Origin of the sequence: Blautia obeum ATCC 29174, from assembly GCF_025147765.1 — a bacterium.
GTDB classification, from domain to species: Bacteria; Bacillota; Clostridia; order Lachnospirales; family Lachnospiraceae; genus Blautia_A; species Blautia_A obeum.
Map to the genome: position 1 here is coordinate 1,672,341 of NZ_CP102265.1, position 25,444 is coordinate 1,697,784.

Sequence of the window (25,444 nt, forward strand, 5' to 3'; positions counted from 1 at the left end):
GATTTTAAACAAATTACGGAAGGAATAGATACAAAATGGACGATGGCAGTCGATTGCCCCGCAGGGGGCCGGCGAAGGTTATAGACTGGATCCAGGGCCTTTTTTTCAGAGTTTTTCATTTCTTTAAAGGGGAACAGGAAGATTCTGTTACGGAAAAAGAAATCATCTCTATGGTGGATGAGGCACATGAGAAAGGTGTCCTCCAGAAAGATGAAGCAGAGATGATCCAGAATATTTTTGCTTTTGAAGATAAAGAAGTGGGTGTGGTTATGACTCACAGAAGCAGTGTGGCTGCTTTTGCGATGGATGATCTGCTCAAGGATGTTGTGAATCATATGATGGAAGAGGAAAATTCCCGATATCCGGTCTGCGGGGAAGATATGGATGATATCCGGGGACTGATCCATTACAAAGATGCACTGAAATTCTTTACACAGAATCCATGGGCGAAGTTCAAACCACTGAAAGAGCTTCCGGGGCTTATCAGGAAAGCGACTTTTGTTCCTGAGACCAGACATATCGGACAGCTTTTCCGTACCATGCAGGCCAGACAGGTACATATGGCAGTTGTCGTGGATGAGTATGGTCAGACGGCAGGAATCGTAACGATGGAAGACCTCATTGAGGAAATCGTCGGGGATATTTTTGATGAATACGATGAGAGCAGGGATACATTTCGGACACAGGTAGATAACAGTATCATTATTGATGGACTTGCCAGTCTGGATGATGTGGAGCAGGAACTGGATATTGAATTCGGTGATGTAGAAATGGAAACGCTGAACGGTTATCTGACAGAGCTTCTGGGACATATTCCGTCCAGGGAGGATCTGGACAAAGAAATTGTTGCAAACGGCTACAGATTTAAGATTCTTTCACTTGGAAACAGAACCATCGGAAGAGTAAGAGCCGAAAAAATAAATGACAAAGAAACAAAAGGAGAGAGTGAAAAATGTCAGGACATTCAAAATTCGCAAACATAAAGCACAAAAAGGAAAAAAATGACGCAAAAAAAGGTAAAGTATTTACTGTAATCGGCCGTGAGATCGTTATGGCAGTCAAAGCCGGCGGTGCGGACCCGAACAACAACAGCAAACTTCGTGACGTTATCGCAAAAGCAAAAGCAAACAACATGCCGAATGATACAATTGAACGTGGTATCAAAAAAGCAGCCGGTGCAGATTCTGCTGACAGTTATGAACGTGCTACATATGAAGGATATGGTCCGAATGGTGTTGCAATCATCGTTGAGACTCTGACTGACAACAAAAACCGTACAGCAAGTAATGTAAGAAATGCATTTACAAAAGGTTATGGAAGCATCGGAACTCAGGGATGTGTATCCTTTATGTTTGATCAGAAAGGTCAGATCATCATTGATAAAGAAGAACTGGAAGACGAATGTGGTGAGATGGATGCAGACGAGCTTATGATGACAGCACTTGATGCAGGCGCAGAGGATTTCAACGAAGAAGAAGACAGCTTTGAGATCCTGACAGCTCCGGATGATTTCAGTGCCGTGCGTGAGGCTCTGGAAAAAGCTGGTATCCCGATGGTAGAAGCTCAGGTTGCTATGGTTCCGCAGACATATGTGGATTTGACAGATGAAAAGGATGTCAAGAACCTGCAGAGAACACTGGATCTTCTCGATGAGGATGATGATGTTACAGATGTTTGGACAAACTGGAACGAATGATTTTCAAATATATGATCTGATGTATAACAGAGCGTAGTTTGACGCAAAATACCTTCATGAATCTTCATGGAGGTATTTTTTATGTCTGAAAAAGAAATCGAGAATGACAAACAGCAGGCTTTGGATAAAGAAGAAAAAGAAAATGAGCAGATCAGGGAAATGGGTGAGTTGACACTTGACCAGAATGTGAAGAGACACCGGATCGAACTTCTGACGATCATTGGTGAAGTAGAAGGCCATGATGCTGCACCGTCGCAGAGTAAAACAACAAAATATGAACATGTTCTGCCAAAACTTGCAATGATCGAAGACGATGAAAACGTGGAAGGACTTCTGATTCTTTTGAATACGGTTGGCGGTGATGTGGAGGCAGGACTTGCTATTGCAGAGATGATTGCTTCTTTGAGTATTCCAACGGTATCTCTGGTTCTTGGCGGCGGTCATTCAATCGGTGTGCCGATGGCTGTGTCAGCAGATTATTCTTTTGCTGTGCCAAGTGCCACGATGGTAATTCATCCGGTGCGTTCGAGTGGGATGTTTATAGGTGTTGCTCAGACTTATCGGAATATGGAAAAAATTCAGGATCGTATCACAGGCTTTATTGCGGCACATTCCAGAGCTTCGCAGGAACGACTGGAAGAACTGATGCTGGATACCAGTCAGCTGGTCAAAGATGTCGGAACGCTTCTGGAAGGTGAGGAGGCAGTAAAAGAAGGGCTGATTGATGAGATTGGAGGAATTCGTGAGGCACTTGCAAAACTGCATGAGATGATTGACGCGAAAAATAATAAAATATAAAAAATTGTGAAAAAAAAGACATTTTTATGCATCTTTATAAATGTTTTCCTTGTCATATAGCAGATTTTAGCGTATTATTATTAGAGGATTGAGTGAAAATATGCTAGGAGGGAAACAATGTATAAGATTTTAAAAGCTGAGACACTGGCAGCTAAGATCCATCTTATGGTTGTACATGCACCGCGTGTTGCAAGCCACTGTCAGCCAGGACAATTTATCATCGTAAAAATGGATGAAAAGGGCGAGAGAATCCCGCTTACAATTTGCGACTATGACCGCAAAGAAGGAACTATTACAATCGTGTTCCAGGAAGTTGGAGCATCTACAATTAAGATGTCCGAATTAAAGGCTGGAGATTCTTTCCGTGATTTCGTAGGACCTCTGGGATGTCCTTCTGAATTTGTTCATGAAGACATCGAAGAACTTAAGAAAAAGAAAATGGTATTCGTAGCCGGAGGTGTTGGTACAGCACCTGTTTATCCGCAGGTAAAATGGCTTCACGAGCATGGTATTACTGCAGACGTAATCCTTGGTTCCAAAACAAAGGATATGGTTATTCTTGAAAAAGAACTTGCAGCTGTTTCCAACCTTTATGTTACAACAGATGACGGATCTTATGGACGTTCCGGTATGGTAACAAAGACTCTGGAAGATCTCGTTACTAACGAAGGAAAGAGCTATGATGTCTGTGTTGCAATCGGACCGATGATCATGATGAAATTTGTCTGTCTTCTTACTAAGAAGCTTGGTATCCACACAATCGTCAGCATGAACCCGATCATGGTTGACGGAACTGGTATGTGTGGAGCATGTCGTCTCCAGGTTGGCGATGAAATTAAATTTGCCTGCGTAGACGGACCGGAATTCGACGGACATCTCGTTGATTTTGATCAGGCTATGAAGAGAAGCCAGATGTACAAGACTGAAGAAGGACGTGCATTACTGAAGCTTCAGGAAGGCGATACCCACCACGGTGGATGCGGACAGTGCGGAGGTGACAAGTAATGGCAGATGCAAAAATGTTAAATAAAGTACCGGTAAGAGAACAGGATCCGAAGGTACGTGCTACAAACTTTGAAGAAGTTTGTCTTGGATATAATCAGGAAGAAGCAATGGAAGAGGCACAGAGATGTCTGGGCTGTAAAAAACCGAAATGCGTAGAAGGATGTCCGGTGTCCATCAATATTCCTGGATTTATCGAGCAGATCAAAGAAGGAAACATTGAAGAAGCATATAAAGTGATCGGATTATCTTCCGCACTTCCGGCTATCTGTGGACGTGTATGTCCTCAGGAATCTCAGTGTGAAGGACAGTGTATCCGTGGTAAGAAGGGTGAAGCTGTTTCTATCGGTAAACTGGAAAGATTCGTTGCTGACTATGCTCTGGAACATGATATTAAACCAGTCGGAGCAGAAGTTAAGAACGGACATAAAGTTGCTGTTATCGGTTCTGGTCCGTCCGGACTTACCTGCGCAGGTGATCTTGCAAAGGCCGGATATGATGTAACCGTATTTGAAGCTCTTCATGAACTTGGTGGAGTTCTTGTTTATGGTATTCCGGAATTCCGTCTTCCAAAACAGAAAGTTGTTAAGAAAGAGATCGAGAAAGTTAAAGAACTCGGTGTTAAATTTGAAACAAACGTTGTTATCGGTAAATCCACAACAATCGATCAGCTGATCGAAGATGAAGGATTTGAAGCTGTATTTATCGGTTCCGGTGCAGGTCTTCCGATGTTTATGGGAATCCCGGGTGAAAACGCAAGCGGTGTATTCTCTGCAAACGAGTACCTGACAAGAAGCAACCTGATGAAAGCATTCGATGACTCTTATGATACACCGATCGCAGCAGGTAAGAAAGTTGCTGTTGTCGGCGGTGGTAACGTAGCTATGGATGCTGCAAGAACTGCTCTCAGACTTGGTGCTGAAGTACATATCGTATACAGAAGAAGTGAAGCAGAGCTTCCTGCACGAGCAGAAGAAGTTCATCATGCTAAAGAAGAAGGAATCATCTTTGATCTTCTTACAAATCCGAAGGAAATCCTTGTTGACGAGAACGGACATGTAAGCGGTATGAAGGTTGTTAAGATGGAACTGGGCGAGCCGGATGCATCCGGAAGAAGACGTCCTGTTGAGATTCCAGGTTCTGAATATGATATGGATGTTGATACCGTTATCATGTCACTTGGTACTTCTCCGAACCCGCTGATTTCTTCCACTACTAAAGGACTTGAGATCAACAAGAGAAGATGTATCGTTGCTGAAGAAGAAACAGGTAAGACTTCCAAAGATGGCGTTTACGCCGGTGGAGATGCTGTTACAGGTGCGGCTACCGTTATCCTTGCTATGGGAGCTGGTAAAGCCGGAGCCAAAGGTATCGATGAATATCTGAAAAATAAATAAAATGAATCAGGGGCCTTCCGGTACAGAAATGTGTCGGAAGGTCTTTTTTTGAATGGAATAAGAACACAAGTTCTTTTTTGCTGTCTTGTAAGTTTTTCGGGAATATGTTATACTATCCACTGTTAATATGCCTTTATAGGCGGTTATGAGAAATTTACCGGATAATATGGTACAGATTAGTTGAAAGAAAAGGATAAAAATATGATAGTTCTTTATATTATTTTACTGGCTATAGTGCAGGGAATTACAGAATTTCTTCCGGTCAGCAGTTTTGGACATCTTTGTTTTGTTCAGAATATACTTGGTATGGAACATGGACCCGGAGTACTCATGGAGGTTATGCTTCATGTCGGAACACTGGCTGCGATCTTTATGACTTTTCAGAAGGATATTCGCAGACTGGCAGTGGAATCCATTGAAATGTTTATGGATGTGATCGGAAATGCAAATCTCTATATACATAACAGACGTACCGGGGATGAGCTTCATTATGCAAAGATTATAAGCAATATTTACCGTAAATTTGCAGTTCTACTGATGGTTTCCATGATTCCGACGATGTTTCTGGGATATACAGCACGCAGACTTGTTGCAATGTCTGCAGCTTCAAAACTTCTTCCGGGTGTTGGGATTCTGATCACGGGGATTATTCTTCTGGTAATTGATCTGAGTCAGGTAGGCGGTACAAAAGCAGCTAAGGATGCAAGCTTTTCCAATGCCATGTGGATCGGAATCTGTCAGGGCCTTTCGGTATTTCCGGGATTTTCCAGAAGTGGAATGACGATCAGTGCCGGGTTGATGAGCGGATTCAGCCGTACATTTGCAGTGAAGTATTCTTATATTTTGTCGATTCCGGCAATTATCGGTGCACTGATCATGGAACTTGGGCAGTTTGGCTCTGCAGATATGACACTAGGGCTTGGCTTTTCTTATGTATTTGGAATGATCATTGCAGCAGTTGTTGGAAGTCTGGCAATCCGGGCATGCCTGAGACTTGTACACAACGGAAAATTCCGCTTTTTTGCATACTATTGTTTTATTGCGGGAATTATTGCGCTTGTAGCAAATTTTGCATAGTTGGGAATATTTTTTCTGCCGGAGGATTTTCTGATTTTCCGGCGGATTTTTATGAAGAATCATTAGGAGGGGTGCCTGAATGGCAGCAGCAAAGAAACAGAGTAACCGAAGAGGAACCGCAAAAACCACTTCCGGACGTAAAAATACGAGAAAAAAACAGACCAGAAAACAGGTGAAAAAGCAGGGAGTTACCAGCGGATTCCAGACAGAGATCATTTTGCTGACAATTCTGGCGGCTTCGATCATATTGATCATCAGTAATCTTGGCATGGGTGGAGTGGTCGGTGCTGCGATCAGTAAGGCATCTTTCGGGATTATGGGATTGCTTGCGTATGTTTTTCCGGTATTGATCTTTGTTGGTGCTGCATTTCTTGTATCGAACAGTAAGAATCCTCTTGCATACAAAAAAGCACTTGCTGCGCTTGTGTTTTTTGTTTTTCTGTGCGGCCTGGTTCAGCTGTTGACAGAGGGATATATGTCCAGTACTACAATGTCGGAGTATTATTCGACCTGTTCTACATATAGAACGGGTGGTGGTGTGCTTGGTGGAGCTATCTGCATTTCTACGACTTCCGCATTTGGTGTTGCGGGGGGATATGTGATTATTATTCTTGTACTTCTGATCTCTCTGATATTGATCACGCAGAAATCATTTTTTGGTTTTGTATTCCGTATCTGGGATGCAGTCTGTGCACTTGCCAGAGATGGACATGACATGTATATGGAGGGACAGCCGGAGCGAGATCTTCGCAAAGAGCTTCGTGTGCAGGAACGCAGACAGAGGAGAGAAGAACGGCAGGCGCAACGTGTGCGCGAACTGGAAGAGGCTCTGGCACAGGAAAACAATGATGGAGAAGAGTCTGCGGCTAAAGAGAAGAAATCTACAGGATTTCTTGAAGGGACGCTGCTTGTTCCACCGGAAGCAAAGAAGAAAAAGAATCGTAAGACAGTGCTCAGAGATCATAAGAAGACTGCAGAAGGCATAAAAAATGATACTGCCACAGATACAGATTCCGTAGCTGTAGTTTCAGATATGACTTCAGATTTTGCAGGAAATGCAGAACACGGGGAAACTGTGAGGCAGGACCAGAAGGATGAGATGCCTGAGAATATGCCTGTGGAGAACACGATGGCGATGGCTTCACCACAGACTCCGATGTTTGAGATTCACCGTGCAGAGCCGGAAGAATTTTATCAGGAACCATCAGATAGCTATGTGCAGCCAACGGCAGAGCAGGATGTACCGGAATTATCAGAATGCTATTCTGAACCGGAGCCGGTAGAAACATATGCGGAAGTACAGCAGGTGCAGGAGCCGGTGTCTGAGAATGTTCCGGAATCTGTGCCGCAGCCGGAGACAAGACCTGCTTCACAGTCAGTCAAAAATCCGAAGTCTTCCAAACAGGAGATTGAAAGTGGAATTCAAAATATCCAGAAAGAGATTACACAGCAGAATGAAGTGGTTAAGCGTGAGTATCATTATCCGCCGCTGAAACTTCTGAAGCGTGGAGATGGCAAATCACAGGGAGACTCCGATGAACATCTTCGCAAGACTGCGAAGAAGCTACAGGATACATTGCATAATTTTGGTGTGAATGTAACTGTGACGAATGTAAGCTGCGGACCAACTGTCACCAGATATGAATTGCAGCCGGAAATGGGCGTTAAAGTAAGTAAGATCGTCAATCTGGCAGATGATATCAAATTAAACCTTGCAACGCCGGACATTCGTATTGAGGCACCGATTCCGGGCAAAGCGGCTGTTGGTATTGAAGTACCGAACAAAGAAAATCATGCTGTTATGCTGAGAGAGATCCTTCAGTCACAGGAATTTCAGAGTGCAAAGTCCAGGCTGTCTTTTGCAGTTGGTAAAGATATTGCAGGAAAACCGGTTGTTACGGATATTGCCAAGATGCCACATCTTCTGATCGCGGGTGCTACAGGTTCCGGTAAATCTGTCTGTATCAATACCCTGATCGTAAGTATCCTGTACAAAGCATCTCCGGAAGATGTCAAATTGATCATGATTGACCCGAAGGTAGTGGAACTGAGTGTTTATAACGGTATTCCACATCTGTTCATTCCGGTTGTCACGGATCCGAAAAAAGCTGCCGGTGCATTGAACTGGGCAGTAACAGAGATGATGAATCGTTACAATACGTTTGCAGAATACAGTGTTCGAAATCTTCAGGAATATAACCGCAAAGTTGAGGGAATGCGTATTCCGGAAGGTGAAGAGCGCCCTGAGAAGATGCCGCAGATCGTAATTATTGTAGATGAGCTTGCAGACCTTATGATGGTTGCTCCTGGAGAAGTGGAGGATGCAATCTGTCGTCTGGCACAGCTTGCACGTGCTGCAGGTATTCATCTGATCATTGCAACACAGCGACCGTCTGTAAATGTTATCACCGGTCTGATCAAGGCAAATATGCCGTCACGAATTGCATTCTCTGTATCTTCTGGTGTTGATTCAAGGACGATCCTTGACATGAATGGAGCAGAGAAGCTTCTTGGAAAGGGTGATATGCTGTTTTATCCGCAGGGATATCAGAAACCGGCCAGATTGCAGGGGGCTTTTGTATCCGATGAAGAAGTCAGCAGTATTGTTGACTTCCTGGCAGAAAAGAATCCGGGAATGCAGTACAATTCCCAGATTGAACAGCAGGTAAATACGGCAGGCATGTCCGGTGGCACCGGTGGTTCTTCGGCTGACGACAGGGATGCTTATTTTGTGGAGGCCGGTAAATTCATTATTGAAAAAGAAAAGGCATCGATCGGTATGCTCCAGAGAATGTTCAAAATCGGTTTCAACAGAGCTGCAAGAATCATGGATCAGTTATGTGATGCAGGGGTTGTCGGACCGGAGGAAGGAACGAAACCTCGTAAGGTACTGATGTCTGCAGAAGAATTTGAAAATTATATAGAGGAATACCTGTAAATGGAAATTAAGATCATAACTGTAGGGAAAATTAAAGAAAAATATCTGAATGATGGAATTGCCGAGTATGCGAAGCGTCTGAGCCGTTACTGCAAACTGACATTTTGCCAGGTTCCGGATGAAAAGACACCGGATAAAGCATCTGATGCACTGAACGAGCAGATTAAGAATACAGAAGCGGAACGTCTGATGAAGCATATCCGGGAACAGGATTATGTAATTGCGCTTGCGATTGATGGTAAAATGCTGGATTCCGTTGAGTTATCCGAAAAAATCGGACGTCTGGGTGTAGAAGGCAAAAGTTCTGTCGCATTTGTGATCGGAGGCTCGTTAGGTCTTGGCAATGAAGTTCTGAAAAGAGCAGATTATAAACTGAGCTTTTCCAGAATGACATTTCCTCATCAGCTGATGCAGATGATTCTTCTGGAGCAGATCTATCGTGGCTACAGGATCCTGAACCATGAACCTTATCATAAATAAAAAGACACAAACCGGAAATAACTCCGGCTTGCAATAAATGATTTCCAAAAAAGGAGGATATAGTGATATGACAACAGAACGAGTAGAACATATGGCAGGTGGACAGGGACATACATTGGTGAAACGTCTCCTTGATGAGAAGCAGTTAAACGGAAAATGCAAATTATATGCGCAGGTAACTCTGGAACCGGGATGTTCTCTGGGATATCATGAACATCATAATGAGAGTGAAACGTATTATATTCTTTCAGGAAAAGGTATTTATAGCGATAATGGAACACTCCGTATGGTGCAGGCCGGTGATGTGACATTTACTCCGGACGGCAAAGGACATGGACTTACAAACAGCGGCGATGAAGACCTTGTATTCATGGCGCTGATTATTCTGGATTAATTAAAATGGAGGAACCCTGATGACGGCAGAACTGAATATTGATAAATTTGAAGATTTTATTGCGCAGTATCCGATCTTTGAATATCGTATCCTGAATACCGGAGATCTGTCTGTCGAGGAGAGAGTAAGGATCGTCTGTCAGCAGGAATGTGAACGGTATGGATCGACCTGGGCATGTCCGCCGGCTGTGGGTACTCTGAAAGAATGCGAGGAAAGAATCCGCAAGTTTGGACAGGCTGTTTTCTTTTCCAGTGTGGCAGAAGTTTCTGATCTTATGAATATGCAGGAAATGCTGCAAACAAGAGCTGCACACGAAGAACTGACAACGGAAGTTGCCCGTTTTTTGAAAGAACAGGGATTTGAGACGTTTACACTTTCAACGGAATCCTGTGATATCTGTGAGGACTGTGCATATCCACATGGCAAACCGTGCAGACATCCGGACCGAATGCATCCCTGCCTGGAAAGCCATGGCGTGGTAGTAAGTGAGATCGTAGAGAAACAGCAGATGGAGTATAATCTGGGCGGAAATACGATACTCTGGTTTTCCATGGTGCTTTTTAAATAAAATATCAGAGAATAAACAAGACCTCTCCGGCGTACATTTATAATGAGCGCCAGGGAGGTTTTTGTTATGAAAAAGATGGGACAATGGAAAGAAAATCTTGTTACCTCGCTGGAAATACCGAGAGATCTGGCAATGAAAGAAACGGTGTTTACTGTTACAGGAAAACATCAGGCAGTAGTCTGCAACTATCGAAGTGTTTTGCGGTATGAGAAAGAAGAAATAATATTACTGACTTTTCAGGGGAAACTTCGAATACAGGGAAAAAGACTGAAGATCCCGATGTATACACCTGAAGAAATGTATATTGAAGGTGTGATTACGGAGATTATCCTGGAAGGTTAGGAGGAGATTATGAAAAAGTATGCCGGGTTTCGAAATGGATATGTTCGTGTGAGAATATATGGGGAACAGACAGAACGTTTTCTGAATCTGTGCAGAGCTCGTGAAATTCGAATCAGTGATCTCAGAAGAGAATCAGAACTGAGTCTGACAGGATGTCTGCAGATCAGAGATTTTTTCAGACTCGCTCCAATACATAGAAAAACAAAAGTAAAAATTCATATTCTGGAAAAGCATGGACTTCCTTTCTTTTTTTACCGAAGTAAAAAGAGAAAGGCTTTTTTTCTTGGATTACTTTTATGTGCAGGACTGCTTTTGTTCCTGTCCGGACGGTTGTGGGAAATTGATGTAGAGGGAAATGTCAGAAACAGCACACCTGAGATACTGGATTTTCTGGAACAAAAAGGAATCAGGCATGGAATGGCAAAAGAAAGGCTCAGCTGCAGTGAGATTGCAGCTGAGATCCGTAAAAAATATCCGGATATTACGTGGGTATCAGCAAAACTGGAGGGAACCAGACTGCTCCTTACAGTCAGAGAAGGGATATTTATACAGACTACAGAAGAAAAGGACAAATCTGCCTGTGATATTATGGCAGAACGCGATGGTGAGATCATAAAAATGATAACCAGAAGCGGACTGCCCCGGAAAAAGGTCGGGGATTTATGTAAAAAAGGTGAAATCCTGGTATCGGGAATACTGGAATTAAAGGATGACAGTCAGGAGGTTGTAAAGTATGAAGCGGTTCATGCAGATGCAGATATTTATATAAAAAGACAGAAGGCATATTATCATGAGATTCCAATGATCTATGAGACATATGAATGGACCGGTAAAAAGAAAAAGGGTATCTATCTGAAAGCAGGCAGATTTTATTTGGAAATTGCAGACAGGACAAAAAATGGCTGGTATCAGATTGCAGAAGAACAGAAAATGTATCTGACCAAAAGTTTTCAGTTGCCGTGCTCAATAGGGTATATTACCCAAAACCAGTACAGAAAGATAAAAAAAGAGTATACAAGGGAAGAAGTAAAAAAACTTGCATGGCATACTTTGCAGAGGTATGAAGAAAAATTAATGCAAAAAGGGGTTCAAATATCTGCAAATAATGTTAAAATAGAAATTGACCACAAGACCTGTGTAAGCAAAGGTTTTTTGGAAATTATAGAAAAAATCGGAGAGGAGACTCCTGTAGAAATACCGGAGCAGCCTGCAGAAAGGACAACAGAGGATGGCTAACAGCATTATCGAGCTATATACGCAGGTGCCTGCAGATCTGGAGGGAAATGTGTTCGGTCAGTTTGACGAACACCTGAAGCTGATTGAACGGACGTTAAATGTAACACTGATATCCAGAGATGGCATGCTGAAGATCCTGGGTACCGAACAGAGTGCAACTCAGGCAAAAAAACTGATAGAGGAACTGGTGACGCTTGCAGGAAGAGGCAATACTATAACACGGCAGAACGTAAGTTATGCACTGTCTCTTGCCATGGAGAAACGAAATCAGGTACTCACGGAAATAGATAAAGATTTTATCTGTAATACGATACAGGGAAGACCAATCAAACCCAAAACATTAGGACAGCAGGAATATGTAGAACAGATCCGAAAGAAAATGATCGTATTTGGAATCGGACCTGCAGGAACCGGTAAGACTTACCTTGCTATGGCAATGGCAGTTACCGCATTTCGAAATGAAGAAGTCAGCCGTATCATTCTGACCAGACCGGCGATCGAAGCAGGGGAGAAACTTGGATTCCTTCCGGGTGATCTTCAGAGTAAAGTAGATCCGTATCTGCGCCCATTGTATGATGCATTATATCAGATCATGGGAGCTGACAGTTTCGCAAAAAATATGGAACGAGGGCTGATCGAAGTGGCTCCGCTTGCTTATATGCGAGGACGTACACTGGATAATGCATTTATTATTCTGGATGAGGCACAGAATACAACACCGGCACAGATGAAGATGTTTCTGACCCGTATTGGTTTTGGCTCCAAAGTGGTTGTTACCGGTGATGCGTCTCAGAAAGACCTTCCGAGAGATGCAGTATCTGGTCTTGATGTGGCGGCAAAGGTCCTTAAGAAGATAGATGATATTGGATTTTGCCAGCTTACCAGCAAAGATGTTGTACGTCATCCGCTGGTACAGCAGATCGTACAGGCATATGAAGATTACGAAAAGAAACAGAAACCGTCCAGAAGTACCGGTGGTACAAGGACAGTCCGGAGGAAAAAGAATGACCATACAAATTAATTATGAAGCAGAACGTAAACTGGATATTGATTATGAAAAACTGGCATCAGAAGTCGCTGAGCAGATTCTTGAGACAGAGAACTGTCCTTATGATGTCTGCGTAAATCTTGTGATTACTGACAACGAAGAAATCAAACGGGTAAATACGGAATTTCGCTCAATCGGGGCACCGACAGATGTACTTTCTTTCCCGATGATCCCGTTTAAGACACCGGCAGATTATTCAGTGATCGAGGGCGATGACAGCTATTTTGATCTTGATACAGATGAACTGATCCTTGGGGACGTTATGATTTCTGTAGATAAGGTCTATGCGCAGGCAGAAGAATATGGACACAGCACAGAGCGGGAATTCAGTTTCCTGTTTGCACACAGTATGCTGCATCTGCTCGGCTATGATCATATGGAACCGGATGAGGCAGCGGTAATGGAGACCAAGCAGGCAAAGGCACTGGAGAATCTGGGAATTACCAGGTGATGATCACCATCTGAAAGGAGAACATCTATGAAGAAGAAATTTCTGGCAGCAGTTATGGCATTGGTTATGATAGGAACGACACCTGTTGGTGTATTTGCTGATACTATGGTGAAAAGCTACCTTACAGGACTGGATGTTCCCGAATCGGAAGGCCGGGTCCGCCCGGTAGCGGTTATGCTGAATAATATTAAGCAGGGATGCCCACAGAGTGGAATCGCGAATGCCGGTGTTGTGTATGAGGCACCTGTAGAGGGCGATATCACAAGACTGATGGGAATTTTTGAGGATTATAAAGATCTGGAACGGATTGGTTCCGTCAGAAGCTGCAGAGATTATTATATCTTTTATGCGAATGAATTTGATGCAATTTATGCACATTATGGACAGTCTGCTTTTGCACTTCCATATTTTGAACAGCATCTGATCGACAATCTGAATGGCGTGAAACTGGGAAAAATCTGTTATTTCAGGAGTACTGACCGTAAGGCTCCGCACAATGCTTATACAACATATGACCTGCTTCAGCAGGGTATAGACAAGATGGGATACCGCAGAGAATACAAAGAAGATTATGATGGACACTATGTGTTTGTACCTGATGGAACTGAAAACACACTTCCGCAGGGTACATCCGCACAGGAGATACATTTTGATAATTTTACAGTGAATCATCCATGGTTTGTTTATGATGAAAATACAAAAAAATACAGCCGTTTCCAGTATGGTGCGGCACAGATCGATGATCTTACCGGAGAGCAACTGACCTGTGACAATATCCTGATCCAGTACTCTTATGTGACTACGTATGAGGGAACAAGCTATAAGGATATTGAGACGATTACCGATCGTGACGGAAATTCCGGTGGACGAGGCAAATATATCACAAGAGGGAAAGCAATCGATGTCACCTGGCAGAAAGATTCCCCATGGGGTGTGACTCATTATATTACAGATGATAATCAGGAAGTTCAGCTGAATCCGGGAACGACCTGGGTGGAGATCGTACAGGATGACAGAGTGGATGATATCAGCTATCAATAGAGAACAGAGACTGTTTACAGGTGATGACCTGAAACAGATCGCAGAAGAAATTACTGGAGAATAAATACCATGAATTATCGTGAGTTACTAAAAGACAAAAAACGTGTTGTGATCAAAGTTGGTTCTTCTTCTTTGATCCACAAGGAAACAAATAAACTGGATCTTCGTAAACTGGAAGTGCTTGTAAGGGAACTGAGTGATCTTCATAACCAGGGCAAAGATGTTGTCCTGGTTACTTCAGGTGCAGTGGCAGTTGGTGCATCTGCATTTGGCATGCATGAGAAGCCGACAGAACTTAAGAAAAAACAGGCATGCTCCGCAGTTGGACAGGCGCGTCTGATGATGATCTATCAGAAACTTTTTTCAGAGTACAACCAGATGGCGGCGCAGATTCTGATGACAAAGAATACGATGGTCAATAACCTGAACCGCAGAAATGCACGGAATACATTTGAAGAGTTGCTGGAGCTCGGGGCAATTCCGGTTGTTAATGAAAATGACTCCATTTCAAGCTACGAGCTGGAGATGCTGGAATCTTTTGGTGATAATGATACATTGTCAGCAGTTATCGCGGGATTGATCGGGGCGGATCTTCTGATCCTGCTTTCTGATATCGACGGACTTTTTACCGATGACCCGAATACGAATCCAGATGCAGAATTCATTGATACTGTCGAAGTATTGGATGAGAAATTGCTGAGTATGGGAAAAGGACCGAAGAGCAAGGTCGGAACCGGGGGAATGGCTACAAAACTGACTGCTGCCGAGATAGCAACGGCTGCAGGTGCGGATATGGTGATCGCGAATGGCCGGGATTTTCATGTGATCCACAAGATCATGGAAGGCAGAAAATATGGTACCTTATTTGCAGGAAACAAAAAAGAAGAGTTTTTCCTGATCGATTATATAGAAAAACTTCTTTAGGAGGAAATTAATTATGATGGATAATATAAAGATTGATCGTATTAACACACTGGCACACAAAGCCAAAAGTGTTGGTCTTACAGAAGAAGAAAAAAAGGAACAGGCGGAACTCAGACAGGAATATCTGGCTGCCGTGCGCAAAAATCTCAGGGCACAGTTAAATAATATTGATATTCAGGAAAAAGATGGTTCTATTGTAAATCTGGGTGAAAAATATGGAAGAAAAAAAGGTAATTAGAAAAAAGGTTTTTGCAGCGCGAAAAGCACACACCGATCAGCAGATCGATGACTGGAGCAGAAAAATTGCTGAAACAGTTACGGCACTTCCGGAATACAGCAACAGCCGGAGAATTCTTGCTTATGCGGATTATAATCACGAAGTTATGACAAAGTATATTATAGAAGCGGCATGGAATGATGGCAAAGAAGTTGCGGTTCCTAAAGTAGTTGGACAGGATATGGTATTTTATAAACTGACAGATTTTGCACAGCTTGAAAAGGGATATTTTGGTATTCCGGAGCCGGCAAGAGGTGAGATCGTTCAGTGGGAAGAGGCTCTGATGATCATGCCGGGAGTCGCGTTTGACAGGCAGAATCACAGAGTTGGTTATGGCGGTGGTTTTTATGACCGCTTCCTGGAAAAACATCCATATATCACAAGGGTTGCAGTTGCATTTGAATTTCAGATGATGTCAGAGGTACCGGTGGAGCCTACAGACATTTCACCGGAGATCATTGTTACAGAAAAAGAAATTTATAAATAAGCATTTTTTTAGGTTTTATTATTTAAAGGGACAGGAAATGTCCCGGGGAGGTTATGCTATGAATGAAATGCTGTTAGAGCTTGGACAAAATGCAAAAGAAGCAGAAAATATGCTGCGGACCATAACCACAAACAAAAAGAACCAGGTGCTTGCGGCAGTTGCGGAACATCTTGTGGAATGTACAGATGAGCTGATCAAAGCCAATGCTGTTGATGTGGAGAATGGAAAAAAGAACAATATGCCGGAAGGACTGGTAGACAGACTTCTTCTTACACCGGAAAGAATTCAGGGAATGGCAGAAGGTCTGCAGCAGCTGGTAGCGCTGGAGGATCCGATCGGTGAGGTAACCGGGATGAAAAAACGTCCGAATGGACTGCTCATCGGACAGAAACGGGTACCGCTTGGCGTGATCGGAATCATTTATGAAGCACGTCCGAATGTAACGGCGGATGCTTTTGGCCTTTGCTTTAAGACCGGAAATGTAGTGATCTTGAAGGGTGGCAGTGATGCAATCCATTCAAATGAAGCTATCGTGAAGTGTATTCGGGAAACCCTGAAAGCCAATGACATAACAGAGAACGCAATTCAGCTGATCCAGGATACTTCCCGTGAGACTGCTGCAGAATTTATGAAAATGAATGAATATGTGGATGTGCTGATTCCACGAGGCGGCAAGGGACTGATCAAAGCAGTTGTTAATCAGAGTACGATTCCGGTCATCGAGACCGGCACAGGAAACTGCCATATATATGTAGATGAGAGTGCTGATCTGAATATGGCGGTTGATATTATTATGAATGCCAAGACACAGAGAGTTGGAGTTTGCAATGCCTGCGAATCACTTCTGGTAAATGCGAATATCAAAGATGTATTGCTGCCGGTTCTTGCAAACCGTCTGAAAGAAAAGCATGTACAGATGCGCGCAGATAAAGAAGCCATGACGCTGATGCCGGGGGCTGTTGCAGCCACAGAGGAAGACTGGGGAACGGAATATCTGGATTACATATTATCAATCAAAGTAGTGTATTCTGTAGACGAGGCTATTGCACATATCAACCGGTACAATACAGGACATTCTGAGGCAATCATCACCAATGATTATACCAATGCCCAGAAATTCCTGGATGAAGTGGATGCAGCGGCGGTATATGTCAATGCTTCTACCAGATTTACCGATGGATTTGAATTCGGATATGGGGCAGAGATCGGTATCAGTACCCAGAAACTTCACGCCAGAGGACCGATGGGACTGCTTGCACTGACAACTACCAAATATATCATCTATGGAAATGGACAGATCCGTCAGTAACAGGGAATGGCAGATCGATATTTGTCGATAAGCTTTGCACAGAACACGCGATACATGAGTCACTATTCACAGGTAATATTCCGCGAGGTGTTTTGGCATGAATATGGCAAAATCCCGAGACATACAGGGCAAAATGCCATCACCGAAGGTGATTTGGAATGCATTTTGACCATAGATACTGTGAACAAAGTGAACAGTATCTATGATTTGACAATTACTGGATGCGTGTGTATAATAATTTACAGTTTAGACATGTAAACTTTTGGGCTTTATAAGAAATTATTTCGTAATGATCCAATAAAGCGAAAAGTTTTAAGTACATGCCGAAGGTAAGATTTACATACTCACCATGGGAGGATTTAAATTGAGACGAAAACAGTTATATGCGATTATTTTAGCAGGAGCACTTGCAGCAAGCAGTGCACCAGCGGCTGTATTTGCTGCAGAAGGAGATGTGGCAGCTACAGCGGAGACATCAGAAGAAAATCCGGTTGATGGAGAGACTGCAGCAGCTACAGAAGCACCGGCAGAAGAAACACCGGCAGATACTACAGCAGCTACAGAGGCACCGGCAGAACAGGCACCGGCGCAGGAAGCTGCAGCGGCTACAGAGGCGCCGGCTCAGGAAGCAGCACCGGCAGAGCAGACACAGCAGACTACAGAAGAGGCACCGGCTGTACAGGAAACACCCGCGGCAGAGACAACAGAAGCACCGGAAGCCGGAGAAACTGCATCAGGTGTTATGATTACAGTAGATAGAGTTACAACAGCTTATAAAGATATTCAGGATGCGATAAATAATGCACCAGCACCGACAACAGATGAAAATGGAAAAGTGCAGATTCCTGTAATTGAGGTAACGAAAGACCAGAGTATTTCTACCTCAATTACAGTTGAATCGGGAAAGCGTGTTTGTATTACAGCTACAGCTGCGGTCAATATCACAAGAGCAGATGGTTTTACTGATGAAATTTTTAAAGTTTATGGAAATGATAGTGAACTTGCATTAGATGTAGAAGGTGAAAGTGCAAGTCTTTCGCTTGACGGTACAGCAACGAATACAACTAAAACGCTTGTTTCAGTAAGTGATTCTGGGGCATTTGAAGTTTACAATGGTGTAGTTCTTACAAATAATAAGACAGACGATAATGGTGGAGCAATTACGAATGATGGTGGTAAACTTTATCTTGTAGGAGGTACTGTAACAGGAAATAGTGGTGCTAAGGGTGGTATTTATAGTAATACAACAGTTTGTATAGGGGTGTCCTACAGTACTGGTGCGAAAAGTGATATAAAAGTAGCAGATAATAAAAATGGGCAAGATGCAACTGTGAATTTATATGTAGAGCTTTCTGATGCATCAGAAGTTCCTGTCAAAATAACGGGAGCGCTTGCAGATACAGCATCTATTGGATATACAGATGCTTCTCCAGCAATTGATAAAAAAATTATAACAATTGGCAAAGATACATCAGATAATTCTCTTGTAAGTGCGGATGAATTTAAAACAGCAGTATCTAAGTTTACTTACGACGATAGTGAAAAATTTGTATTTGCAGAGTTGACTGATGGAGCAGATACTGTAACATTAAAAGCTGTGGATTCAAAGCCAGATCCAGAACCAGATCCGGTTGCATTTGTGATAAAAGAAACGGGAAGCGTTAGTTGGCCTGATTATACAACTGCAACAGCGTATTTTAATACAACTAATGATTGTAAGTGGTATTATGAACGGGTTAAAGAAGATGCTACTGTAAGTACAGTTGGTTTTAATGAGAGTAAAGCAATAAACAGTGCAAGCGCAGGAGATGTTCCGGTTAATGTAAAGAATATTCCGACAGGTAATTGGGCAATTGCTGTTTATGCAAAATCTCAGACGGATGGTACAGTGCAGGCTTTAAAGATTGTTTTAAACAATCGCCCGGCAACTACGTTTAAAATCTCAAAAGCATCAAATACAAAAGATGAATGGGATGATTATAATAATGTGACAGTATATTTTACTGCTTCACATGATTGTAAATATTATTATCAGATTATAAAATCTGATGCGAAGTCAGTAAGTTATTCTGACAGTAAGGCAATATATACAGCAAAAGCTGGTGATGTGGTTCATATTGATGTAAAGGATGTTCCAGACGGAGACGGTTATGCGATTGCGATTCTTGCGAGATCTACTCAGGATAATGCAATTAAAACCTGTAAAATTACATTTAGCAATCGTCCGGCAAAATCTTCAACAGCAACTAGGAAAGCTAAAACTTATAGTGTAACCGATAATAAAGTAACTGGGTTAGAAAATCCGTTGAAATTTTTCCCTAGCAAGAAATACGAATTTACTGTAACAGAAGCTGGTATGTCTGATGAAGCACCATATGTAGTAGGGGATGAAAGATATGCATTCCTTTATTGGAGTATAAGTCCATCAGGAAAGAATCCTCAAGCAAAGAAAGTAATTATGTCTTTAAAGGGAATTCCAGATGCGAATACCTACAAGATGTATTTGTTCTTCCAGAAATACAGATTTAATGGAACTGATTGGGTAAAGAAAGGTTCTCCTGAATCTATATCTACAGAGTTCTCATCGGCAGGCTATACAGACGAAGAACTGAAGGAATATCTTGAAGAAGCGAAAGAAAATGGAACGGAAATTCCGGGTTATGAGAATGGCTCCGGCTCCGGTGATGATGCGGATGCAGAACTGACAGCAACTGCTGCAGCATCTGAGAAAGATGCAGGTTCCAAATCCAAATCTGCGGTATCTACAGCCGATGAATCACCGATCGGAACAATGTCTGCACTGGCAGCACTCTCCTTACTGGCAGGCGGATATATCGTTGTTCGCAAACGTAAAAAAGAAGAACAGTAATTTAACTCTGGTTAAATACAAAAAAATTTGAGAGACAGGTCATTTTGGCCTGTCTCTTTTCATATAATAGTACAGGAACCCGTAAAATGATTTTTATTTATACATGCAGAGGGAAAGATGATGATCAATACGGACAAGACATTCTGTACATATGAGAATATTTATTATGAAATGTGGGAAATAGCAGGGCGGTATACAGAAATCGCGCAGTTTCAGGTAATTGGCCAAAGTCATGATGACAGGATGATTCCAATGGTGCAGATTGGAAAAGGTGCGGAGACTGTTTTCTGTATTGCAGGTTTAAGTGGACGGGATCGATGTATGCCGGTATATCTTATGCATATGCTGAAAGAATATGTCAAAGCATGGGAATGTCGATGGAAATTGGAGAGTCTGTACGACCTTCGGGCATTACTGGAAGACTGGAAAATCTGTTTTATTCCACTTTTGAATCCGGATGGATATGAAATTTATGAGAAAGATTTCTATGCGATCCGGAATCCGATTTATCGACAGATGCTGAGAATGCAGGAGATTCCATGCAAAGAATTTATCTGTAACAGCAGAGGGGTAAATCTGCGAAAAAATTTCCCGACACAGTACTACAGAAGAAAACAAATTCACAGTCAGCCGGCGAGTGAAAATGAAACAAAAGCACTTATAAAAGTTTTTCAGGAAAATACAGGAAGAGGACTTTTGTCCTTTGGCTACTCTGAGAGACAAATTGTTTATTTCAGACAATCGCAGTCATTTGCTGCAAATCAAAAAAGCTATCGCCTTGCAAGACATTTGCAAAAACAGGCAGGACTGAATGCAGATAAAGCAAAATATCATCTGGACGATGTAGAACCAACAGGAAAACGAGGGTATGGTTCTCCGGAACAGTTTTATGCAGAAATATGCAGACAGCCAGCGTTCAGAATTGAGATACCACGCAGAAGCGGAGAAAATGAGATGGTTCCTGATCCGGCAGAATATGAGGAAATACATACATTACCGCTGGAATATCTTTTTTCACTCTGATTTTTCAGGAATGTATCCCGGACGGCATTATAACGCTTGCGTTGGACAAAAAATTCCTGTATATTAAAGAATAGTGCTTAAAAAAGAAATTGGTAGTGATTAATATGTTTATAAAACAAAGGAGTTATACAAAATGACAAACGAATCCTCTAAAGGACAGAATACGAGTGCAGAAGAAACGTTGCGTCAGCGTTCATTCATAGAACTTGCGCAGGCACTGACGGCGCAGAAATCCAATACTCTTGGACGTCCATTGACATACTGCCTGACAACATTTGGATGTCAGATGAATGAAAAACAGTCAGAGGCAGTGGCCGGTATTATGGATGAGATCGGGTATCACAGACAGGACAATGAAGAAGCAGATGTTGTGATCTATAATACCTGCACTGTTCGTGAAAACGCGAACCTGAAGGTATACGGAAGACTGGGACACCTGCACAGTCTGAAGGATCACAATCCGGATATGAAGATCATTCTTTTTGGATGTATGATGCAGGAACAGCATGTAGTAGATAAGATTAAGAAATCCTATCCATTTGTCAATCTGGTATTTGGAACACATAATATTTTTAAATATGCGGAACTTTTTTATGAGATGCTCCAGTCTGAGCAGCAGATCGTAGATATCTGGGAAGGAACCGATCAGATCGTGGAAGATCTTCCGACAGAAAGAAATTATACATTTAAATCAGGCGTCAATATTATGTTTGGCTGCAACAATTTCTGCAGTTACTGCATTGTCCCATATGTGCGTGGACGTGAGCGAAGCCGTGAGCCGGAGGCAATCGTAAAAGAAGTAAAACGTCTGGTTGCAGATGGAGTATCTGAGGTTATGCTTCTGGGACAGAATGTAAACTCTTATGGAAAGACACTGGAACATCCGGTAACATTTGCTCAGCTGCTGGAAATGCTGGAAGATGTGGAAGGTCTGAAGCGTATTCGCTTTATGACTTCACACCCGAAAGATCTTTCGGATGAACTGATCGAAACAATGGCAAAGAGTAAAAAAATCTGTCATCATCTGCATTTGCCATTGCAGTCAGGAAGCAGCCGTATCCTTAAAGCTATGAATAGACGCTATGATAAAGAAAAATATCTGAATCTGGTTGATAAGATCCGTACAGCGATTCCGGATATTTCTCTGACAACAGATATCATTGTCGGGTTCCCGGGAGAGACAGAAGAGGATTTTGAAGAAACTCTGGATGTTGTATCTAAATGTGGCTATGACACGGCATTTACATTTTTATATTCCAGAAGAAGCGGAACACCTGCTGCCGAAATGGAACAGATACCGCAGGATGTTGCAAAGGAACGTTTTAACCGCCTGCTTGCGCTGGTACAGCAGGAGGGACGTATTCGTTCTTCCAGATTTGAAGGTTCTGTGCAGGAAGTTCTGGTAGAAGAAGAGAGCAGGGAAAAAGGAATATTTACAGGAAGAACAGAATATAATCTTCTTGTACATTTCCCGGGAACAGCAGATCTTCTTGGAAAATATGTAAAGGTAAGCCTGGATGAATGTCATGGATTCTATTATATGGGGTCTCTGGTGGAAGAATAATCGACATGACGGATTGTGGATATGGTAACGGAGAAACCGTAAAAATGGATAAATTTGACAGGTTGTAATGTTTTGTGGTACTGTTACGAAGAAGCGGCACAACAAACAGTAGTTGTAATTGTTTACAGGAGGAAAATATTATGAGAAAAAAGAGTGTAAAAACAACAGCTAAATCAACAGAAGCAATCACAGAGACAGCAGCAAAAGTAAAAGAAACTGTAAAAGCAGCAGCAAAAAAGGTAGAGGAGTCTGCACCGGCTGAAAAAACAGCAGAAGTTGTGAAAGAAGTAGTTAACAAAGCTCCGGAAGCAGTTCAGAAGGCAGAGAAAACTGTAAAAACTGCAACCAAGACTGCAACAAAAGCAGTACGCAAAGCTGCTGGTGCAAGAGTAAAAGAAGTATCTCTTGAAATTTTCGAAACGAATGTATCTCTGAAAGATGTAGAGAAAGCAGTTAAGAAAGATGTTGCAGAAAAAGGACTGACAGGTGATATCTGTATTTATATCAATGCAGAAAGAAGAGCTGCATATTATACAGTAAATCAGGAAGGTTCTGACGAATATAAAGTAGATCTTGGTAACTTATAATCCATGAAATTATACCTTGCACCGCTGGAAGGAATCACCAGTTATATTTATCGAAAAGCACTGTATCAGTGTTTTGATGGATTTGATAAATATTTTATTCCATTTATCAGAGCAAAACAGAACCTGAATTTCAGCGGGAGAGAAAAGAAAGACATTTCTCCGGAAAATAATTCCGGGATGTATGCAGTCCCTCAGATATTGACCCGAAATGCAGATGATTTTCTACGTACAGCGAATCAACTGAAAGAGTATGGATATCAGGAAGTGAATCTGAATCTTGGGTGTCCATCCAAAACAGTAGTGACAAAGGGCTGCGGAGCAGGATTTTTGGCCAGACCGGAGGAACTGGAACAGTTTCTGGACAGGATTTTCAGCAAAACAGATATGAAGATCTCGGTGAAGACTCGTTTGGGGATGGAGGATGCAGAGGAATTTCCACGGCTGATGGAAATTTACAATCGTTTTCCCATGGAAGAACTGATCATTCATCCGAGAGTACAGAAGGATTTTTACAATAATACTCCGAATCTGGAGGCATTTGGTGAAGCACTTGCCATCAGTAAGAACCCTGTATGTTATAATGGAGATATTTTTTCAACAGATGATTTTAAAAGAATCCAGTCACAGTTTCCGGATGTAGAATGCTTTATGATGGGAAGAGGTGTTCTTGCAGATCCGTCACTTGCCCGTGAAATCAGGGGCGGAAAGGCAGCAGATCAGTCGGATATCCGTAGATTTCACGATCTTCTGTATCATACATACCGTGAGGAAGTGTCTGGGGATAGAAATGTTCTTTTCAAAATGAAAGAAATCTGGTTTTATCTGGCACCAATGTTTGCGGACAGTAAGAAATATGCCAAAAAGATTAAAAAAAGCGAGAGATGTGTGGTATATGAGAGTGCAGTAAATGAACTGTTTGCAAATTGCAGATTTACAGGAACACAGAGTAAGTAAATGGAATCACTTTGATTATAAAAAACAGAAATTCTATAAAAAAGAAAGGCTTTGAGTATTTTGTTCATGTACTCATTGCCTTTCTTTTTACTTTTTAATAATTGCTGTCTTCAGTGGCAATATCAAAAGGGGCACTGTCTGTGGTGTCAGAAGTATCGCTGCTGCTGGTATCGGTAGAAGAATCCCCACTATCCTGCGAGGAATCATCATAACTGTTATCAGTTGAGGTGTCTTCAGATCCGTCATCAGATGGATAATCGATCTGATCTGAAGAATCATAACCGCCCTGATCGGAAGAGCCTTCATCTGCAACGTCACCGTTGCCGGTGTCACCGGAATAATCAGTTCCAGGATTATAAGTAGCCTGATCGGAGGAATCGGAGCTGTCGGAGGAATCGGAGCTGTCGGAAGAATCGGAACTATCGTCATAGTTGTTGTCTTCTGTATAGATGTTAAATCCGGCATCTTCATCCTGGCTGGAACGAAGAGCCTCTGCTTCTGCAGCTGTCTCTGGTGCCTCTTTAACGGTAGCCTTTGCCTTGGCAGCAACAGCAGCATCTTTTGGGACAACTGCATAGACTGCAAACATGGCACAGGAAAAGACAAGTGCCATGAGTGCGATATGAATTTCGTCTCTGTATTTCATAGAAATTACCTCTTTTATGTGTTGTGATCATTTTTTATAAGTATAGCATGAGTTTCGACTTTTTTGTAAAGAAAATTCTACCAGAGGAGGAATTTTCTCAAAATCTCGGAATACGTCGTCTTGCATCAAAACTTTAAACATGCTATTATAGTTAATTGACTATGACTGATAATAGAGTGAACAGTAGAGGAGAATTATAAAACGATGGCAATGTCACCGATGATGCATTAGTGAAATTTCGGTATTGTTGAAAAACCGCATAAATACAGGCTTTATAAGAATTTTGAACTTATGAGCATTTAACGATAAGTGGTACTCAGTGGTAAGAAATATGCC

The 25,444-nt window shown here is 42.3% G+C and carries 25 protein-coding genes; 24 read left to right on the forward strand and 1 reads right to left on the reverse strand.

From position 1 onward, the window contains the following. The first annotated feature begins 35 nt into the window (after positions 1 to 35). From NQ503_RS07875 to NQ503_RS07990, 24 genes are all read left to right on the forward strand, one after another. A complete protein-coding gene (locus NQ503_RS07875; protein WP_005423398.1) occupies positions 36 to 983 on the forward strand; it encodes a hemolysin family protein in 948 nt (315 codons plus the stop codon). Beyond that, positions 953 to 1,696: a YebC/PmpR family DNA-binding transcriptional regulator gene (locus NQ503_RS07880; protein ID WP_005423396.1), complete on the forward strand. Its 744-nt coding sequence runs from the start codon at positions 953 to 955 to the stop codon at positions 1,694 to 1,696. Before NQ503_RS07875 ends, NQ503_RS07880 begins: the two co-directional genes overlap by 31 nt. Positions 1,697 to 1,777: 81 nt before the next feature. After that, complete coding sequence (locus tag NQ503_RS07885) at positions 1,778 to 2,494, forward strand: ClpP family protease (RefSeq protein WP_082246485.1); 717 nt, start codon at positions 1,778 to 1,780, stop codon at positions 2,492 to 2,494. Positions 2,495 to 2,611: 117 nt separating this feature from the next. Continuing rightward, positions 2,612 to 3,499 carry a sulfide/dihydroorotate dehydrogenase-like FAD/NAD-binding protein gene (locus tag NQ503_RS07890; protein WP_005423392.1) on the forward strand — a complete coding sequence of 296 codons (888 nt, stop codon included), beginning with the start codon at positions 2,612 to 2,614 and terminating at the stop codon, positions 3,497 to 3,499. Further along, entirely contained in the window at positions 3,499 to 4,893 is a 1,395-nt protein-coding gene (gene gltA, locus NQ503_RS07895; RefSeq protein WP_022388747.1) for an NADPH-dependent glutamate synthase, read from the forward strand. The genes NQ503_RS07890 and gltA overlap by 1 nt, the downstream gene beginning before the upstream one ends. Positions 4,894 to 5,094: 201 nt before the next feature. Beyond that, positions 5,095 to 5,970: an undecaprenyl-diphosphate phosphatase gene (locus tag NQ503_RS07900; RefSeq protein WP_005423382.1), complete on the forward strand. Its 876-nt coding sequence runs from the start codon at positions 5,095 to 5,097 to the stop codon at positions 5,968 to 5,970. A gap of 268 nt (positions 5,971 to 6,238) precedes the next feature. Further along, positions 6,239 to 8,908: an FtsK/SpoIIIE family DNA translocase gene (locus NQ503_RS07905; protein ID WP_005423371.1), complete on the forward strand. Its 2,670-nt coding sequence runs from the start codon at positions 6,239 to 6,241 to the stop codon at positions 8,906 to 8,908. After that, the gene (rlmH, locus tag NQ503_RS07910; RefSeq protein ID WP_005423370.1) at positions 8,909 to 9,388 is read left to right on the forward strand and encodes a 23S rRNA (pseudouridine(1915)-N(3))-methyltransferase RlmH; all 480 of its coding nucleotides are present in this window, start codon (positions 8,909 to 8,911) and stop codon (positions 9,386 to 9,388) included. It begins immediately after the preceding gene. 67 nt (positions 9,389 to 9,455) lie between these two features. Further along, positions 9,456 to 9,782 carry a cupin domain-containing protein gene (locus tag NQ503_RS07915; RefSeq protein ID WP_022388744.1) on the forward strand — a complete coding sequence of 109 codons (327 nt, stop codon included), beginning with the start codon at positions 9,456 to 9,458 and terminating at the stop codon, positions 9,780 to 9,782. 19 nt (positions 9,783 to 9,801) lie between these two features. Next, on the forward strand, positions 9,802 to 10,350 hold the full coding sequence (locus NQ503_RS07920) for a DUF2284 domain-containing protein (protein WP_005423366.1): 549 nt from the start codon (positions 9,802 to 9,804) through the stop codon (positions 10,348 to 10,350). A 66-nt stretch (positions 10,351 to 10,416) separates the two neighbouring features. After that, positions 10,417 to 10,692, forward strand: coding sequence for a YabP/YqfC family sporulation protein (locus tag NQ503_RS07925; RefSeq protein WP_022388743.1), 276 nt, complete (start codon positions 10,417 to 10,419; stop codon positions 10,690 to 10,692). 9 nt (positions 10,693 to 10,701) lie between these two features. Further along, on the forward strand, positions 10,702 to 11,928 hold the full coding sequence (locus NQ503_RS07930) for a sporulation protein YqfD (RefSeq protein WP_055065686.1): 1,227 nt from the start codon (positions 10,702 to 10,704) through the stop codon (positions 11,926 to 11,928). After that, a complete protein-coding gene (locus NQ503_RS07935) occupies positions 11,921 to 12,949 on the forward strand; it encodes a PhoH family protein (protein WP_005423357.1) in 1,029 nt (342 codons plus the stop codon). The genes NQ503_RS07930 and NQ503_RS07935 overlap by 8 nt, the downstream gene beginning before the upstream one ends. Then, positions 12,933 to 13,427, forward strand: a complete 495-nt coding sequence (ybeY, locus tag NQ503_RS07940; RefSeq protein ID WP_259893483.1) for an rRNA maturation RNase YbeY — start codon at positions 12,933 to 12,935, stop codon at positions 13,425 to 13,427. The genes NQ503_RS07935 and ybeY overlap by 17 nt, the downstream gene beginning before the upstream one ends. Before the next feature lie 27 nt (positions 13,428 to 13,454). Then, positions 13,455 to 14,468: a DUF3048 domain-containing protein gene (locus tag NQ503_RS07945; RefSeq protein ID WP_005425995.1), complete on the forward strand. Its 1,014-nt coding sequence runs from the start codon at positions 13,455 to 13,457 to the stop codon at positions 14,466 to 14,468. A 69-nt stretch (positions 14,469 to 14,537) separates the two neighbouring features. Continuing rightward, positions 14,538 to 15,392 (forward strand): glutamate 5-kinase, encoded by an 855-nt coding sequence (gene proB / locus NQ503_RS07950; RefSeq protein WP_117592269.1) that lies wholly within the window; start codon positions 14,538 to 14,540, stop codon positions 15,390 to 15,392. Between the two features lie 16 nt (positions 15,393 to 15,408). Further along, entirely contained in the window at positions 15,409 to 15,630 is a 222-nt protein-coding gene (locus tag NQ503_RS07955) for a DUF896 domain-containing protein (RefSeq protein ID WP_119199543.1), read from the forward strand. Then, positions 15,608 to 16,156 carry a 5-formyltetrahydrofolate cyclo-ligase gene (locus NQ503_RS07960; RefSeq protein WP_259893484.1) on the forward strand — a complete coding sequence of 183 codons (549 nt, stop codon included), beginning with the start codon at positions 15,608 to 15,610 and terminating at the stop codon, positions 16,154 to 16,156. The genes NQ503_RS07955 and NQ503_RS07960 overlap by 23 nt, the downstream gene beginning before the upstream one ends. Positions 16,157 to 16,214: 58 nt before the next feature. Beyond that, entirely contained in the window at positions 16,215 to 17,465 is a 1,251-nt protein-coding gene (locus NQ503_RS07965) for a glutamate-5-semialdehyde dehydrogenase (RefSeq protein WP_171030258.1), read from the forward strand. 364 nt (positions 17,466 to 17,829) lie between these two features. Further along, positions 17,830 to 20,334: an autotransporter adhesin family protein gene (locus NQ503_RS07970; protein ID WP_259893485.1), complete on the forward strand. Its 2,505-nt coding sequence runs from the start codon at positions 17,830 to 17,832 to the stop codon at positions 20,332 to 20,334. Positions 20,335 to 20,451: 117 nt separating this feature from the next. Continuing rightward, a complete protein-coding gene (locus NQ503_RS07975) occupies positions 20,452 to 21,357 on the forward strand; it encodes a M14 family zinc carboxypeptidase (RefSeq protein ID WP_005424201.1) in 906 nt (301 codons plus the stop codon). Between the two features lie 133 nt (positions 21,358 to 21,490). Continuing rightward, a complete protein-coding gene (gene miaB, locus NQ503_RS07980) occupies positions 21,491 to 22,921 on the forward strand; it encodes a tRNA (N6-isopentenyl adenosine(37)-C2)-methylthiotransferase MiaB (RefSeq protein ID WP_117592276.1) in 1,431 nt (476 codons plus the stop codon). A gap of 140 nt (positions 22,922 to 23,061) precedes the next feature. Beyond that, entirely contained in the window at positions 23,062 to 23,508 is a 447-nt protein-coding gene (locus tag NQ503_RS07985) for a DUF6465 family protein (RefSeq protein ID WP_022388731.1), read from the forward strand. Between the two features lie 3 nt (positions 23,509 to 23,511). Then, the gene (locus NQ503_RS07990; RefSeq protein ID WP_005424194.1) at positions 23,512 to 24,462 is read left to right on the forward strand and encodes a tRNA dihydrouridine synthase; all 951 of its coding nucleotides are present in this window, start codon (positions 23,512 to 23,514) and stop codon (positions 24,460 to 24,462) included. A 94-nt stretch (positions 24,463 to 24,556) separates the two neighbouring features. Here NQ503_RS07990 and NQ503_RS07995 read toward each other — a convergent pair whose 3' ends face one another. Continuing rightward, positions 24,557 to 25,108 (reverse strand): hypothetical protein, encoded by a 552-nt coding sequence (locus tag NQ503_RS07995; RefSeq protein ID WP_005424193.1) that lies wholly within the window; start codon positions 25,106 to 25,108, stop codon positions 24,557 to 24,559. Positions 25,109 to 25,444 lie beyond the last annotated feature (336 nt).